The organism is Agrobacterium sp. CG674, assembly GCF_053521645.1.
This window is the reverse complement of record NZ_JBNWDZ010000006.1, coordinates 90,040-104,694: the sequence shown is the minus strand read 5'-3', so window position 1 is coordinate 104,694 and position 14,655 is coordinate 90,040. Positions and strand designations below refer to the sequence as shown.

The 14,655-nt window shown below is 57.2% G+C and carries 12 protein-coding genes; 10 read left to right on the top strand and 2 right to left on the bottom strand.

The window, feature by feature from the left end:
- Positions 1 to 34 precede the first annotated feature (34 nt).
- On the bottom strand, positions 35 to 544 hold the full coding sequence (locus ACQZ51_RS16915) for a 2'-5' RNA ligase family protein (protein WP_448778952.1): 510 nt from the start codon (positions 542 to 544) through the stop codon (positions 35 to 37).
- A 206-nt stretch (positions 545 to 750) separates the two neighbouring features.
- On the opposite strand from ACQZ51_RS16915, the gene ACQZ51_RS16910 reads away from it, so the two are divergent.
- The 5 genes from ACQZ51_RS16910 to ACQZ51_RS16890 all read left to right on the top strand — a co-directional run bounded on the left by ACQZ51_RS16910 (position 751) and on the right by ACQZ51_RS16890 (position 5,947).
- Positions 751 to 2,280, top strand: a complete 1,530-nt coding sequence (locus ACQZ51_RS16910) for an ABC transporter substrate-binding protein (RefSeq protein ID WP_448778950.1) — start codon at positions 751 to 753, stop codon at positions 2,278 to 2,280.
- 82 nt (positions 2,281 to 2,362) lie between these two features.
- Entirely contained in the window at positions 2,363 to 3,304 is a 942-nt protein-coding gene (locus ACQZ51_RS16905) for an ABC transporter permease (protein WP_042616974.1), read from the top strand.
- A gap of 13 nt (positions 3,305 to 3,317) precedes the next feature.
- Complete coding sequence (locus tag ACQZ51_RS16900) at positions 3,318 to 4,196, top strand: ABC transporter permease (protein WP_448778948.1); 879 nt, start codon at positions 3,318 to 3,320, stop codon at positions 4,194 to 4,196.
- A 1-nt stretch (position 4,197) separates the two neighbouring features.
- On the top strand, positions 4,198 to 5,403 hold the full coding sequence (locus tag ACQZ51_RS16895; protein ID WP_448778946.1) for an amidohydrolase/deacetylase family metallohydrolase: 1,206 nt from the start codon (positions 4,198 to 4,200) through the stop codon (positions 5,401 to 5,403).
- 46 nt (positions 5,404 to 5,449) lie between these two features.
- Entirely contained in the window at positions 5,450 to 5,947 is a 498-nt protein-coding gene (locus tag ACQZ51_RS16890) for a RidA family protein (protein WP_448778944.1), read from the top strand.
- 9 nt (positions 5,948 to 5,956) lie between these two features.
- Here ACQZ51_RS16890 and ACQZ51_RS16885 read toward each other — a convergent pair whose 3' ends face one another.
- Positions 5,957 to 6,790, bottom strand: coding sequence for an IclR family transcriptional regulator (locus tag ACQZ51_RS16885; RefSeq protein ID WP_448778942.1), 834 nt, complete (start codon positions 6,788 to 6,790; stop codon positions 5,957 to 5,959).
- Positions 6,791 to 6,892: 102 nt separating this feature from the next.
- On the opposite strand from ACQZ51_RS16885, the gene ACQZ51_RS16880 reads away from it, so the two are divergent.
- The 5 genes from ACQZ51_RS16880 to ACQZ51_RS16860 all read left to right on the top strand — a co-directional run bounded on the left by ACQZ51_RS16880 (position 6,893) and on the right by ACQZ51_RS16860 (position 14,653).
- A complete protein-coding gene (locus ACQZ51_RS16880; protein ID WP_448778941.1) occupies positions 6,893 to 8,089 on the top strand; it encodes an aminotransferase class V-fold PLP-dependent enzyme in 1,197 nt (398 codons plus the stop codon).
- 40 nt (positions 8,090 to 8,129) lie between these two features.
- Positions 8,130 to 9,974 (top strand): ABC transporter ATP-binding protein, encoded by a 1,845-nt coding sequence (locus ACQZ51_RS16875; RefSeq protein ID WP_448778940.1) that lies wholly within the window; start codon positions 8,130 to 8,132, stop codon positions 9,972 to 9,974.
- Positions 9,975 to 10,268: 294 nt separating this feature from the next.
- Positions 10,269 to 12,095, top strand: coding sequence for an ABC transporter ATP-binding protein (locus ACQZ51_RS16870; RefSeq protein WP_448778939.1), 1,827 nt, complete (start codon positions 10,269 to 10,271; stop codon positions 12,093 to 12,095).
- A 41-nt stretch (positions 12,096 to 12,136) separates the two neighbouring features.
- Entirely contained in the window at positions 12,137 to 13,669 is a 1,533-nt protein-coding gene (locus ACQZ51_RS16865) for an ABC transporter substrate-binding protein (protein ID WP_448778937.1), read from the top strand.
- A gap of 60 nt (positions 13,670 to 13,729) precedes the next feature.
- The gene (locus tag ACQZ51_RS16860; protein WP_448778936.1) at positions 13,730 to 14,653 is read left to right on the top strand and encodes an ABC transporter permease; all 924 of its coding nucleotides are present in this window, start codon (positions 13,730 to 13,732) and stop codon (positions 14,651 to 14,653) included.
- Positions 14,654 to 14,655: the final 2 nt, after the last annotated feature.

Genomic DNA, 14,655 nt, shown 5'->3' with positions numbered 1-14,655 from the left:
CAATCCGTTCCTTAAGATCGAGTTGGCGCCTGTGTTACGGCGTGAAAGGCTGTGAGGCAAAATGGTCCCATGGGCCGCCCATGTACCGCCAGAGATCAAGCCCAACAATCTCGATGGCGTTAGGACGAAACTCGGCGACGAGGCCTTTATATGTCGCGTCAGCTTCCGCTCGTGAGACCTTGTTCTGGATCGTGATGTGCGGCTGCCATTTCTGCATATCCTGCCCACCCAGCCACGGCCTCAAAACCTGCTTCAGACGCGCATGGATATCCAGCAATTCGGGGCTGGTAATTGTAAACGCGACGCCCGCGCCAAGATGACGGATAGCGCTGACATCAGCTGTTATTGAACCGCGTGCTGCGACGTCCTTGAGGTCCTCGATGATTTTATCGGCGTATTCGCCGGGCAATCGGTGAAACATCGTCAGGTGGGCGCGCAGGAAATTCCGATCCGGCGGGAAATGCTTTCGGCGCAAATCATCGAAAGGTTGAAGGTCTGCATCCGCAATTTTGGCCGTCAGAATAAGCGGATCTAGTGTCTTCATGGATGAGGTCCTCGGCACTCCCAAAGCGATACGACCAGACTAACCATTGCGCGGAAGATTGGAAGGGAGGCCGTTCCCTGGGGCGCAGCGGCGGTTACATTTCAATCTTGTCATTAACGCGATTGACACCCCCGATCATTTCGATATTCTGTTATAAAGTCTTAAATAACATAATAATGGAACAATCAAAAAACCGGGAGCTTCGCATGAAACTCAAGCTAGCATTTCTGATGGCCACGGCGCTTGTCGCGGCACCTTCGCTTCTTGTCGCCCAGGAAAAGGGTGGTGTGATCAATGTCGCCACGATTGGCGAGCCGCCAACCCTTGACCCGATGGCATCGACTGCGGATCTGGTTGGTATCGTCACACAGCATATTTTCGAGACGCTTTACACATTCGACAAGGACTGGAAGCCGACGCCGCTGCTGGCTGAAAGCCTGCCGGAGATCAGCGCAGATGGTAAAATCTATGCCATCAAGCTTCGCTCAGGCATCAAGTTTCATGATGATTCCGACATGGCCTCTGACGATGTCGTTGCCTCGCTCAATCGCTGGATCAAGATTGCGTCTCGCGGCAAGCAGGCGGCATCCTTCATCGACAAGATGGAGGCGACGGACCCCTCGACGGTGACGATCACGCTGAAGCAGCCCTATGCGCCGCTGGTTTCGCTGCTCGCCTTCAACAACTCTGCAGCCATTGTTCTGCCCGCTGAAAAGCAGGATGAGCCCATGAAGGAGTTCATCGGCACTGGTCCTTATATGCTGAAAGAGCGTAAGGCAGACCAATATATCCAGCTTGCCCGCTTTGATGGTTACACGCCACGTTCCGGCGAAAGCAATGGTTACGGCGGCGCACGCCACCAGTATCTCGATGAAATCCGGTTCGTGCCGGTGCCGGATGCCAATACCCGCGTCGAGGCGGCAGTTTCCGGCCAGTATGACTATATTGACAGTCTCCCAGTCGAATCTTTCGACAAGATCAAGTCTTCTACACTGACTGAGCCAGTGGTCCTGAAGCCCTTCGGTTATCCCGTCTTCGTGTTCAACACGGCAGAGGGCGTTGCCAAGGATGTTGCCATGCGCAAGGCCATACGCCAGGCGCTCAGCATGGAAGACATGATGGCAGCTGCCTTCGGAAGCACGGATTTCTATGCGCTGGACGGTGATATCTATCCCAAGCCTTTCGTCTGGAACACGGATGCGGGCGTTGAAGGCAGCTATAATCTGGCCGACCCCGAAGGCGCTGCCGAGGCGGCTAAGGCTGCGGGTTACGACGGCGAAAAGCCGATCCGCATCCTGACGAGCCGTCAATACGAGTTCCATTACAAGATGGCGCAGGTCGCCGCTGAATATCTGAAACTTGCCGGTTTCAAGGTGGACATGCAGGTGGTGGACTGGGCAACGCTGACGCAGCGCCGTGCCGACAAGGCGCTATGGGATATCTACATCACCCACAGCCCGTTTCTGCCTGAACCGGCGCTGATCGGATCGCTTGCTCCAACCTCGCCCGGCTGGTGGGATACGCCACTGCGCAAGCAGACCGTCGAGGCGTTTTCCGCCGAGTCCGATCTGCAAAAGCGGGTTGCTCTATGGGCGGATGTTCAAAAGGCCATGTATGCGGAAATTCCCTACATGAAGATCGGCGATTTCAACGGCCTGACCGCCAAGGCGAAAAAGGTCGAGGGTGTCGATCCGGCTCCATGGCCGTATTTCTGGAATGCTTCCATCAAAAAGTAACGTGTTTTCGATGGCCGGATGCCACGTCACGCGGCTCCGGTTTCGGCAATGTTTCTGATCTGGAGCATGAAGAGAGACAGATATGATCCGTTATATTCTCCAGCGCCTGTTTGGCATGATTGTCGTGATGTTCCTCGTCGTGACCATAGTCTTCGTCATTGTGCGCGTTACGCCGGGTGATCCGGCTGCCGTCATGCTCGGCCCGGATGCCTCCGCTCAGGACATTGCTGATTTGCGGATGCGGCTGGGGCTGGATCAGTCCCTCGTCGTTCAATATTTCATCTATATCGGGCAGATGCTGAAGGGAGATCTTGGTCAATCGATCTTCCTGAACATGCCCGTCACATCGGCTCTTTTGGCGCGTGCGGAACCGACGTTCTTTCTGACACTGTTCTCGCTCCTGATCGCCAGCGTCATCGCCTTGCCGATCGGCATCTACGCGGCCTATCGCCGTGGGTCCTTTGTCGATCAGGCCGCAACGACGATTGCCATGCTGGCCGCCAGCATACCCAGCTTCTGGCTCGGCCTCATTCTCATGCAGTTCTTTTCCGTTAAGCTGAACCTGTTTCCGGTTTCCGGCTATGGTGGGCCGGGCTCCAGCTTTATGGAGCGCATGTACCACCTGACACTGCCAGCCTTTGCACTCGGCATCGTTTCATCCGCGCTCATCCTGCGCTTTACCCGCGCCTCCATGCTGGATGTGCTGGGTGATGACTATATCCGCACAGCCCGGGCCAAGGGGCTGATAGAGCGCCGCGTCATCCTCAAGCACGCCTTGAAGAATGCGCTCATTCCGATCCTCACTGTCATCGGCTTGACCGCTGCCGTGCTGATTTCGGGTGCGGTCGTGACCGAGACGGTGTTTGGTCTTCCAGGCGTTGGAAGTCTGGTCGTGTCAGCGGTGCTGCGACGGGATTATCCGGTCATCCAGGGCGCCCTGCTGGTTATCGCGGCGCTCTATGTCTTCATCAATTTTGCGATCGATATGCTGTATCTGGCGATCGATCCGCGCGTTCGTTATTAAGGGGGCGCGACGGATGGTCGATATCACAGCAACCACGCCAAAGCCTGCCGCAAGCGAAGGTTCGAAATTCCTGCGCCGCTTCTTAAAGCGCAAGACGGTGGCCTTTGGCCTTATCATTCTCGTGGTCTTTGTTCTTCTGGCGGCACTCGCGCCCTGGATCGCGCCTTACTCACCGTCGAAGCTTTCTATCGTCAACAGGCTCAAACCACCCAGTGATGTATTCTGGTTCGGCACCGATGAATTCGGCCGTGACGTCTTCTCGCGCACGATTTATTCGGCTCGTTTGTCTCTGCTGATCGGGGCGTCCGTTGTGGTCCTGTCGGCATTGATCGGCGTCACCCTCGGTCTGCTCGCGGGTTTCTTCAAACGGCTCGATACGCCGATTGCCCGTCTGATCGATGCCATGATGGCGTTTCCTGATATTCTTCTCGCTATCGCGTTGGTTGCCGCACTCGGACCTTCGCTCACCACCGTCATCGTGGCACTGTCCATTGTGTATTCGCCGCGTCTTGCGCGCATTGTGCGGGCCTCGACGCTGGTCATCCGCGAATTGCCTTATGTGGAGGCGGCGCAGGCGCTTGGCATATCCACGTTCCACATCATGACGCGGCATGTCCTGCGCAACCTTCTGTCGCCCATCCTTGTGCAGGCCACCTTCCTGTTTGCCAGCGCCATGCTAGCCGAGGCTGGCCTTTCCTTTCTTGGGCTCGGTGTCAGCCCGGAAATTCCAACTTGGGGAACCATGATCGCCAGCGGCCGCCAATATATCGGTCAGGCCGACTGGATGACCTACTTCCCCGGCTTTGCCATCATTCTTTCCGTGCTGTCGCTGCAAATGGTGGGCGATGGCTTGCGGGATATGCTCGATCCAAGACTGCGAAGGGATTTGTAATATGACCGGGGAAAACGCGAAACCGCTCCTCCTCACCAACGTCAAGCCCATGGCTTTTGGCGAAACCGCACAGACAGGCACGACCGATATTCTGGTCGGTGGTGACGGCAAGATCGCCGCCATCGGTCAGTCCATCGCCGCCCCGGCAGACGCCACGCGCGTTGATGGCAAGGGCGCCTGGATTTCCCCCGGCTGGGTGGATCTGCATGTCCACATCTGGCATGGCGGCACGGATATTTCGATCCGCCCGTCTGAGTGTGGTGCAGAGCGCGGCGTAACAACGCTTGTTGACGCAGGCTCTGCGGGCGAAGCCAACTTCCATGGTTTCCGCGAATATATCATCGAGCCATCAAAAGAGCGGATCAAGGCCTTCCTCAATCTGGGTTCGATTGGCCTTGTTGCCTGCAATCGCGTCGCTGAACTGCGCGATATCAGGGACATCGACCTTGATCGCATCCTGGAATGCTACGCCGAAAACAGCGAGCATATCGTTGGTCTGAAGGTGCGCGCCAGCCACGTCATCACCGGCTCCTGGGGCGTGACGCCGGTCAAGCTTGGCAAGAAGATCGCCAAAATCCTGAAAATACCGATGATGGTGCATGTGGGCGAGCCCCCCGCGCTCTATGACGAGGTGCTGGAAATCCTCGGCCCGGGTGATGTCGTAACCCATTGCTTCAATGGCAAGGCGGGCTCATCGATTATGGAAGATGAGGACCTGTTCAATCTCGCTGAACGTTGCGCGTCCGAGGGCGTGCGGCTCGATATCGGCCATGGCGGCGCGTCGTTTTCGTTCAAGGTGGCGGAAGCTGCGATTGCCCGTGGTTTGCTGCCACACTCCATTTCCACTGATCTGCATGGCCATTCCATGAACTTCCCGGTCTGGGATCTGGCAACGACGATGTCGAAGCTCATGGCTGTCGGCATGCCCTTTGACAAGGTGGTCAATGCCGTGACCCACGCCCCGGCAGAGGTCATCAAGCTCGACATGCAAAACCGTCTGTCGGTGGGTGCCCGTGCCGATTTCACCATTTTCGACGTCGTAGATTCAGATCTGGAAGCGACGGATTCCAATGGCGACGTCTCGCAATTGAACCAGCTTTTCGAACCGCGCTTCGCCGTTATCGGCTCGGAAGCCATTGCGGCAAGCCGTTACATTCCGCGCGCCCGCAAACTGGTCCGCCACAGCCACGGTTATTCCTACCGATGATGCTGTCCGCCATGAACACAAGATTTCGCATGACACAGGAGTTTGCGTGACCCAGTCCCCGATTAAATCCGAAGCGAAGGCTGATACGCCCTATCATCGGCTGGCTGCACTCGGCATCGAACTGCCACCGCCAGCGCCACCCATCGCCAATTTCGTGACGCATGTCATTGAAGGCAATGTGCTGTATCTGTCCGGCCAGGGCCCGCGCGAAGCCGATGGCTTCTTGCACACCGGAAAAGTCGGGACGGATGTCTCGACGGAAAAGGCCTATGCCGATGCGCAGCTGACCGGCATCAACCTGCTGGCCGTGATGCACGACGCGCTGGGAGACCTTGCCCGGATCCGGCGGGTGGTGAAGCTGCTGGGCATGGTCAATGCCGCGCCTGATTTTCTGGATCACCCGCAGGTCATCAACGGCTGCTCCGATCTTTTTAATGCCGTGTTCGGCGAGGCGGGCCAGCACGCCCGCTCTGCGGTCGGCTTTGGCTCGCTTCCCGGCAATATCACGGTCGAGATCGAAGCCATCGTGGCGCTTCACGCATAAAGGAGACGGTCAGTGGTTGCGCCAGCCCATCAGCTTTTCGATCCTCGCTGCCGACGCCTTGACGCGGTCGGCATAGCCGGACTTGTCGGCCAGCACCTTCTGCTCGGGAAGCACGATGGAAATCGTCGCAACGCAATCGCCTCTGTTATCGACAATCGGAGAGGCGATACACGCCACCGAGTAATCGGACTCACCGGCCTGAACGGACAGTCGCTCCTCAAAGGCTTTGGCGGCAGCATCGGACAAGGTCGTCGCATCCACCGTGGCGCGACCGGTCGGCGAAATACGCGCGCCGCGCTTGAACAGTTCGATACGCTCTTCTTCCGGCATATGGCCGACAAGAAGACGACCGGACGCCGTCCAGTTGAGAGGAACGCGGGTGCCGACGCGGGATGCGACCTGAAAATGGCTTGGGCCATCGGCCATCGCCAGAACGAGCATATGCTCGGCGTCGCGGCCGCAAACCTGAACAGTTTCGCCCGCCTCGCGACAAAGATCGTGCATTTCGTGGGTGGCAACGCTCATGAAATCCAGCGAACGCGCATAGGCAAGGCCATAGTGATAGAGCCGGGCGCCAAGCCAGATCAGGCCATCTGCGTTGCGGGCCAGCATGTTCTTTTCGACCAGATCATCAATGATCACATAGACGGTGGAAAGCGGAGCCTTGACGGCCTTGGCAATCGCATAGGCGCCTGCGGGGGCTCCCGTTTCGTAGAGATAATCGATGATCTGCAAGGCGCGGTCCATGCCGCTCACCCGCGAGCGGCGGGCCTTGCCCTCATTTTCAACCACAGATGCCTCGTCGGAAAGAGCCTCCGATGATGTCTTCAAATCCAAAATCACGCTCCTGCGTCCTAAAGAACCTATTTCATTACTATGGCATAGGCATGAGCAGGGCAACTGAAATCAAAGCTGGGCTGACCGGCCCAAAGACTGGAGAGTAACATGTCCGACGATATTCGCGCCAAACTCGGCCTGCGCCCCGTAATCAACGTATCCGGTACGATGACCAGTCTCGGTGCCTCGATTGTGGTGCCGGAAGCGATCGCCGCGATGGCAGCCATTCTGCCGCAGTTCGTTGAAATCAACGATCTGCAACGCAAGGCAAGCGTCATCATCTCACGGCTAACGGGTGGCGAGGCAGGCTTCGTCACCGCGTCCTGCTCTTCCGGCATCAGCCTTGCCGTGGCGGCGACCATCACCGGACCGGACCTGCTGGCCATCGAACATCTGCCGCAAACGTCTACGGACAAGAACGAGGTTCTGGTGCAGATGGGCCATATGGTCAGCTATGGCGCACCTGTGGATCAGTCCATTCGGCTGGCCGGTGGCAAGGTGGTGATGGTGGGGCAGGCGACGTCTGCGCATCGCTATCACATGGAAAACGCGATCACAGACAAGACGGCATGTGCTGTCTATGTCGTGTCTCACCATGTGGTCGATTACGGTCTGTTGAACCTTAGAGAATTCGTAGAGATCGCCCATGCGAAAAGCGTCCCGGTTATCGTTGATGCGGCATCTGAATATGATCTGAAGCTGTTTCTGGCGCAGGGTGCCGATATCGTCCTTTATTCCGGTCACAAGTTCCTCGGCGGCCCGACGTCTGGCATCGTCGCTGGCAGGAAAGACCTGGTGCGCAACGCTTTCCTTCAGAACATGGGCATCGGCCGTGGCATGAAGGTGGGCAAGGAAAGCATCTACGGCGTCATGGCTGCGCTGGAAGCCTGGGAAAAGCGGGACCACGCTGGTATCCGTGAGCGGGAAACCAGCTATCTGAACCTGTGGAAGGAGACGCTTGCGAACCGGCCCGGCGTGACCGCCTTGATCGAGCCCGACCCGACCAACAACCCACTCGACCGGATGCGCGTGATCATCTCCCCGCAAGAAGCGCACGTTACCGCATGGGATCTCGCTGCTGCATTGAGGCAGGGACCAAAGCCGATCATCGTGCGTGACCATGAGGTCGAGCATCACTACTTCTATCTCGATCCGTGCAACCTGCATCCGGGGCAGGAGACCATCGTGGCATCGAGACTGGCCGAAGAACTCGATAAGGCCCGCGCCTCCAACGAAATCATCGCCACACCCATCGAGGATCTCTCCCGCCACCGTTTCGATGGCGCTTTGCGCTGGCCTGATTGAGCAGCCGACACCGCAGAAGACTGGAAATAAGGGAACGATCATGACCATTCTTGCTCAGACCACGCCAATTGCGCCGCAAACGACCGACCCGATTTTATCGATCGAGAACTTGAGGACGTCCTTCGTGGTCGATGGCAAGTGGAAGCCTGTCGTTCGAGATATCTCCTTTACGGTGGCACCCGGTGAGACAGTGGCGATTGTTGGTGAGAGCGGATCTGGAAAATCCGTCACATCGCTCTCGATCATGCGTCTGTTGCAGCCCGATACCAGCCGCATTGAGGGCAAGGTCATGTTGGGCGGTCGCAATCTTCTGGCCTTGCCGGAACATGAGATGCGCAAGGTGCGCGGCAATGAGGTGGCGATGATCTTTCAGGAGCCGATGACGAGCCTCAATCCGCTTTTCACCATCGGCGACCAGATATCCGAAGCACTTCTGTGTCACGAGCCGATGAGCAAGCGCGAGGCAAAGGCCGAGACTATCCGCATTCTCGAAAAAGTGCGCATTCCCTCAGCCGCCTCCCGTTTCGATGAATATCCGCATCGTTTTTCCGGCGGCATGAGGCAGCGGGTGATGATTGCCATGGCGCTGGCCACAAAGCCCAAGCTGCTGATCGCTGACGAACCGACGACGGCGCTCGACGTGACGATCCAAGGGCAGATCCTCGATCTCATCAAAACCTTGCAGGAAGAGGAAGGCACGTCTGTTCTTTTCATCACCCACGATATGGGCGTCGTAGCCGAAATCGCGGATCGTACCGTCGTCATGTATCAGGGGGAGCAGGTGGAAACCGGCGCCACCGCAGATATCTTCCATCGCGGCCAACACCCTTATACGCGGGCGTTACTGTCGGCGGTGCCAGTTCTGGGTTCCATGCAGGACTACCAAAGACCGCGCCGCTTCCCAGTGGTCGATGTCCTCACCGGGGAATCCGACATTCCGGTGGAAGTTGGCGATACGGTTGCAAAAGGCCAGCCGGTGCTGCAGGTGAAGAACCTCACCAAGCATTTCGACATCCATTCAGGTCTGTTCGGGTCCATTGCCGGTCGTGTTCATGCCGTGGAAAACGTGTCGTTTGATCTGCATGCCGGTGAAACCCTTTCACTCGTCGGAGAGTCCGGCTGCGGCAAATCCACCACGGGGCGCGCCATCATGCGGCTGATTGAGCCCGGCAGCGGTTCTGTGATGGTTGAAGGGCGCGAAGTGCTGACCCAGGACAAGAAGGCGATGCGCGAAATGCGCAAATCCGTCCAGATGATCTTTCAGGATCCTTTCGCCTCGCTCAATCCGCGCATGACGGTTGGCGCTGCCATTGCCGAACCGTTCCTTGAGCACAGGATGGGGGACAAGAAACAGGCGAAAGATGTGGTTGCCGATATGCTCGTTAAGGTGGGCCTGACACCAGACATGGCCAAACGCTATCCACACGAATTCTCTGGCGGTCAGCGCCAGCGTGTCTGCATTGCCCGTGCGTTAGCTCTTCAGCCAAAGGTGATCGTGGCGGATGAGAGCGTGTCGGCGCTCGATGTTTCCATCAAGGCGCAGGTCATCAACCTCATGCTGGATTTGCAGGAAAAGCTCGATCTCGCCTTCCTTTTCATCTCGCATGATATGGCCGTGGTCGAGCGCGTCAGCCACCGGGTGGCGGTGATGTATCTGGGGGCAATCGTCGAAATCGGACCCCGAGTTGCGGTCTTCGGAAACCCGCAGCATCCCTATACAAAGCGCCTTATGGCGGCAGTGCCCGTCCCAGATCCGGACCGGCGCAGGGTCAAAAGCGCTGATCCCGCCCAAGAGCTGAAAAGTCCAATACGGCCGGTTGATTACGAGATTGTCCCGCCACGGTTTCGAGAAGTTTCGCCGGGCCATCTCGTCGCGGAGACCTGACCGCATCTGGCAACAGGCGTCCAATTTATCTGCATAGTCGATGTCTTATCGCGCAGATCAACCTCGTCACTCGGTTCGTTGCTTGCTCGTTGTTCAAATGCACAATTGTTAGGCGATGATAGAATATTGTTCAACAGTCTAGACACGATTGTCCTACTTTGGTAGCCTGTATTAGCAATCAGATCTGTTTGATGGCGGGGAGGAGGGACGTGCGAGCTTTGCTTGCCACCTTGTGTTTTGCTCGCGATGCCAACGGCTCTGGATGAGACAGAACATGCCGCCGGAGACGCAGACATGACGAACGCATCGGACAGCCCAACCGCTCTTCTCTCCGTTGAAGGATTAAGCGTCGAGTTTGGATCCAGCCGGGTTGTTGATGACCTCTCCTTTTCTGTCGCCCCCGGAAAAACTGTCGCCGTGGTGGGAGAGTCCGGTTCCGGCAAATCCGTGACATCGCTTTCGACCATGCGTCTTGCTGATATGATGGGTGCGAAGTTTCCGAACGGGCGCATCATGTTTGGCGGTCGCGATCTGCTCAAAGTTTCGCAAAAGGACATGCGCTCCATTCGTGGCAAAGATATCGCCATGATTTTTCAGGAGCCGATGACATCGCTCAATCCGGTCTTCACCATCGGTGATCAGATTTGCGAAGTGCTTATCCTGCATGAGAAAATGACGAAGGCCGCCGCGATGGAAGAGGCGCGCAGGCTGCTTGATATGGTGCGTTTGCCAGATGCCGCAGCGCTTCTCGGTCGCTACCCGCACCAGCTTTCAGGCGGAATGCGCCAGCGTGTGATGATTGCCATGGCGCTGGCCTGCCGGCCGAAGCTTCTGATTGCGGACGAGCCGACAACCGCTCTCGATGTGACCATTCAGGCGCAAATCCTCAACATCATGCGCGATCTGCAAAAAGAGCTCGGCATGGGCATGATCTTCATTACCCATGATATGGGCGTCGTCGCCGAAATGGCCGATGACGTCGTTGTCATGTGGAAGGGCAAGAAGGTGGAGGAGGGTCCGGTCGGGCAAATCTTCGCCAACCCGCAGCATCCCTACACCCGCATGCTTCTCTCTGCCGTTCCACGCCTTGGCAGCATGCAGGGAGAGGATTTTCCAAAGCGCACCCCGCTGACGGTTCTGGAGAATGGAAAACCCAAGATTATCGGTGAGGAGCGGGTGCAGGATACCGCGACCTATGGGAACACGCCTCTGCTCTCCGTGAAGGATCTCATGGTCCGGTTCGATGTGCGCAGGAACCTGTTCGGCAAGGCCACGCACCGCTTGAGCGCGGTCCAGAAGGTCAGTTTCGATATCCACCCCGGCGAGACTTTGGCGCTGGTGGGCGAGTCCGGCTCTGGAAAATCCACCATTGGCCGCACCATCCAGCAGCTTCAATCATCAATGGGTGGAGAAATCGCCTTTGAGGGGCGGCCCTTTTCGGCCATGTCCGCAGCGGAACGGTTCCGCATGCGCCAGCAGGTGCAATATATCTTTCAGGATCCGTTCGCCTCTCTCGACCCGCGCAAGACGGTTGGTTTTTCAATTGCCGAGCCCATCAACACCCATAGCCTTATCTCTGACCGAAAAGCGGTTCGCCGCCGTGTGGATGAGCTGCTGGAGCGTGTCGGTTTGAACTCTGCGGTAGCAGAACGCTACCCGCACGAATTTTCCGGCGGCCAGCGCCAGCGCGTCTGCATCGCGCGGGCTTTGGCGTCTGATCCCAAGCTCATCATCGCAGATGAGGCACTTTCGGCGCTAGACGTTTCCATTCAGGCGCAGATCATCAACCTGTTCATGGATTTGCAGGCGGAGCGCGGCCTTTCCTACCTGTTCATCAGCCACGATATGGCCGTCGTTGAAAAGATCAGCCACCGCGTGGCTGTCCTCTATCTTGGGCAGGTCGTGGAGCTTGGCAGTCGTCGGCAGGTGTTTGAAACGCCGGGGCATGACTACACACGCAAATTGCTGTCATCCGTTCCAGTCGCGGACCCGACGGCTGTGCGACATACGGCACTGATCGAGGGTGAAATTCCCAACCCCGTTCGGCGCGTCGGCGATGAGCCAAAAATACTCATCCATGAGGAAATCAATCCGGGTCATTTTGTTGCAAAAACGGCCTGAAAAACAGCGAAAAATCGCATCCATCTGAGAGGAACAGATCAATGACTACAATAAAGAGCGGACTGACGGCCTTCGTGGCGCTGGCATTGTCAAGCGTGGCATTTGCCGCAACGCCGGCATTTGCAGCCGGTAAAATGACAATTTCCTCGCCGCAGGATCCCGGCAGCTGGGATCCGATCGATACGTTTCTGGTTCAGTGGGCCGCCGTTGCGACCAATATTTTCGACGGCCTGACCTATCGCGGCCCGGACTTGAAGCTGGTGCCCGGTTTGGCTGAATCCTGGGAAGAACTGGACGAAGGCAAGCGCATCCGCTTCAAGCTGCGCCAGAATGTGAAGTTCCACAATGGCGAGCCCTTCAATGCGCAGGCCGTCAAGTTTACCTTTGATCGCCTGCTTGGCGAACAGGGTGCCAAGGGACCGCAGCGGTCCAACTATACGGCCATCGAGAGCGTCGAGATTATCGATGACAACACGGTCGATATGAAGCTGAAGGCACCCGATCCGGTTCTGCTGACCAAGCTTGCCGGATATGGCGCGATGATCGTGCCGCCGAAATACATTCAGGAAAAGGGTGAGGACAACTTCAACACCAATCCGGTTGGCACTGGCGCGTTCAAATTCGTGTCCTATGCGCCGAAGGTGAATATCAAGCTCGAAGCAAACGCCGATTACTGGGGCGGCGCGCCAAAGCTGTCCGAACTCGACTACCGCTTCATCTCGGAGCCTGCGACAGCCGTTGCCGAGCTTCAGGCTGGCCGCGTTGATCTGGTCATTCCGCCAACCATTCCGATTGGCATGTTGCCGGTCATTCAGGGCGATTCCAATCTGGAAATCGTCAGTGTTCCCGGCCCGACTGTGGATGCGCTGCGCTTCAACACCCGCGATGGCATCACCAAGGACCCGAAAGTTCGCAAGGCGATCATCATGGCGGTGGATCGCGCTACCATCGTCAAATCCATCCTGGCAGGTCAGGGTTCTGAAATCGCAAGCTTCCAGGGCGAGCTTTCATTTGGCTACGACGCGGACCTCAAGCCTCTGCCCTATGATCCTGAAGGTGCGAAAAAGCTTCTCGCTGAGGCAGGCGTAAAGCCGGGCTCTACCGTTCAGATCGATATTCGCGGCAATGACGCGACGATGAACGAAGTGACGCAGGTTATCGCCAGCTACCTACAGATGGTCGGCATCACAGCGACCATTAAGCCATATGAAACCAATGTTCTGCTCAACGACATCATCCCGCAGGGCAAGACCGGCGCGATGTTCCAGCAGAAATGGGGTGGCTGGACATTCGATTACGATAACACCGCCTATTCCATGTACCACTCCGGCGAAAAGTGGAATCCTTACGAGAAGGATGAGTCGCTGGACAAGTTGCTGGAATCCCAGCGTCCGCTGACAGACCGCGCAGAGCGTGAGCGTATCCTGAAGGAAGTTGGCAAATACACAGCTGAAAAGGCGCTGGAACTGCCGCTTTATAACACGAACGCGATCTATGGCGTGAGCAAGAAGGTCAAGAACTTCGTTGCCGCACCGGATAACCGCCTGAAGCTCACTGACGTCACCGTTGAGTAATCAGCATTTGACGCCGCTCCACAGGGGCGGCGTCACCATCCTCAATTCAAGGAAAAGAACGTGGCCGGTTTCCTCATCAAGCGATTGTTGCAGGCGTTTTTCGTCGTCATCGCCATCACGCTGCTCGTCTCCTTTGCCATTCGCCTGACCGGCGATCCAGCTGTGACCATGTTTCAGGGCGGCGGCAGCATGACGGAAGAGGATCTTGCGCGCATCCGCGTGGCGCTCGGCACCGACCAGCCGTTTTTCGTCCAATATTGGAACTTCCTCAAAGGCCTTGTGACCTTTGATCTCGGGAAAAGCTTCGTTGGCGGCACGCCCGTCTCGCGGCTGATTGGCGATGCACTGCCCGCCACATTGATGCTCGCCTTCATTTCTATGGTTGTATCCATCGCGCTGTCGATCCCGCTCGGCATCAAGGCGGCGACTTCAAAAGGCAAAGGCGTGGATCAGGCCATCCGCATCTTCTCGCTGCTTGGCCTGTCATTCCCCAATTTCTGGCTAGCACTCATGCTGGTTCTCTTGTTTTCGATCACGTTGGGCTGGTTGCCGCCAAGCGGCATGGGCGGCTTTGTGAGTTACATCATGCCTGCGCTGACCATGGGCGTTATTCTGACGGCCACGAATGTGCGCCTCGTTCGCACGGCCATGCTCGATACCTTACAGTCTCAATACATCATGGTTGCGCGCGCCAAGGGCCTCAGCGAAAGCAAGGTGCTCTACAAGCACGCGCTGCGCAACTGCGCCATTCCGCTCATCACCTATTTCGGCCTTCAGTTTGGCGGATTGCTGGGCGGTATCGTGGTGATCGAACGGGTGTTCAACTGGCCCGGCATGGGCTCGCTTGCATTCGATGCTGTCGGCGCGCGCGATTACCCCGTGTTGCAGGCCGTCATCACTGTGCTGTCACTGATGATCGTCGGCATCAATCTTCTGGTCGATATTGCTTACGGGCTCGTCGATCCCCGTATCCGCACGGAGTAACC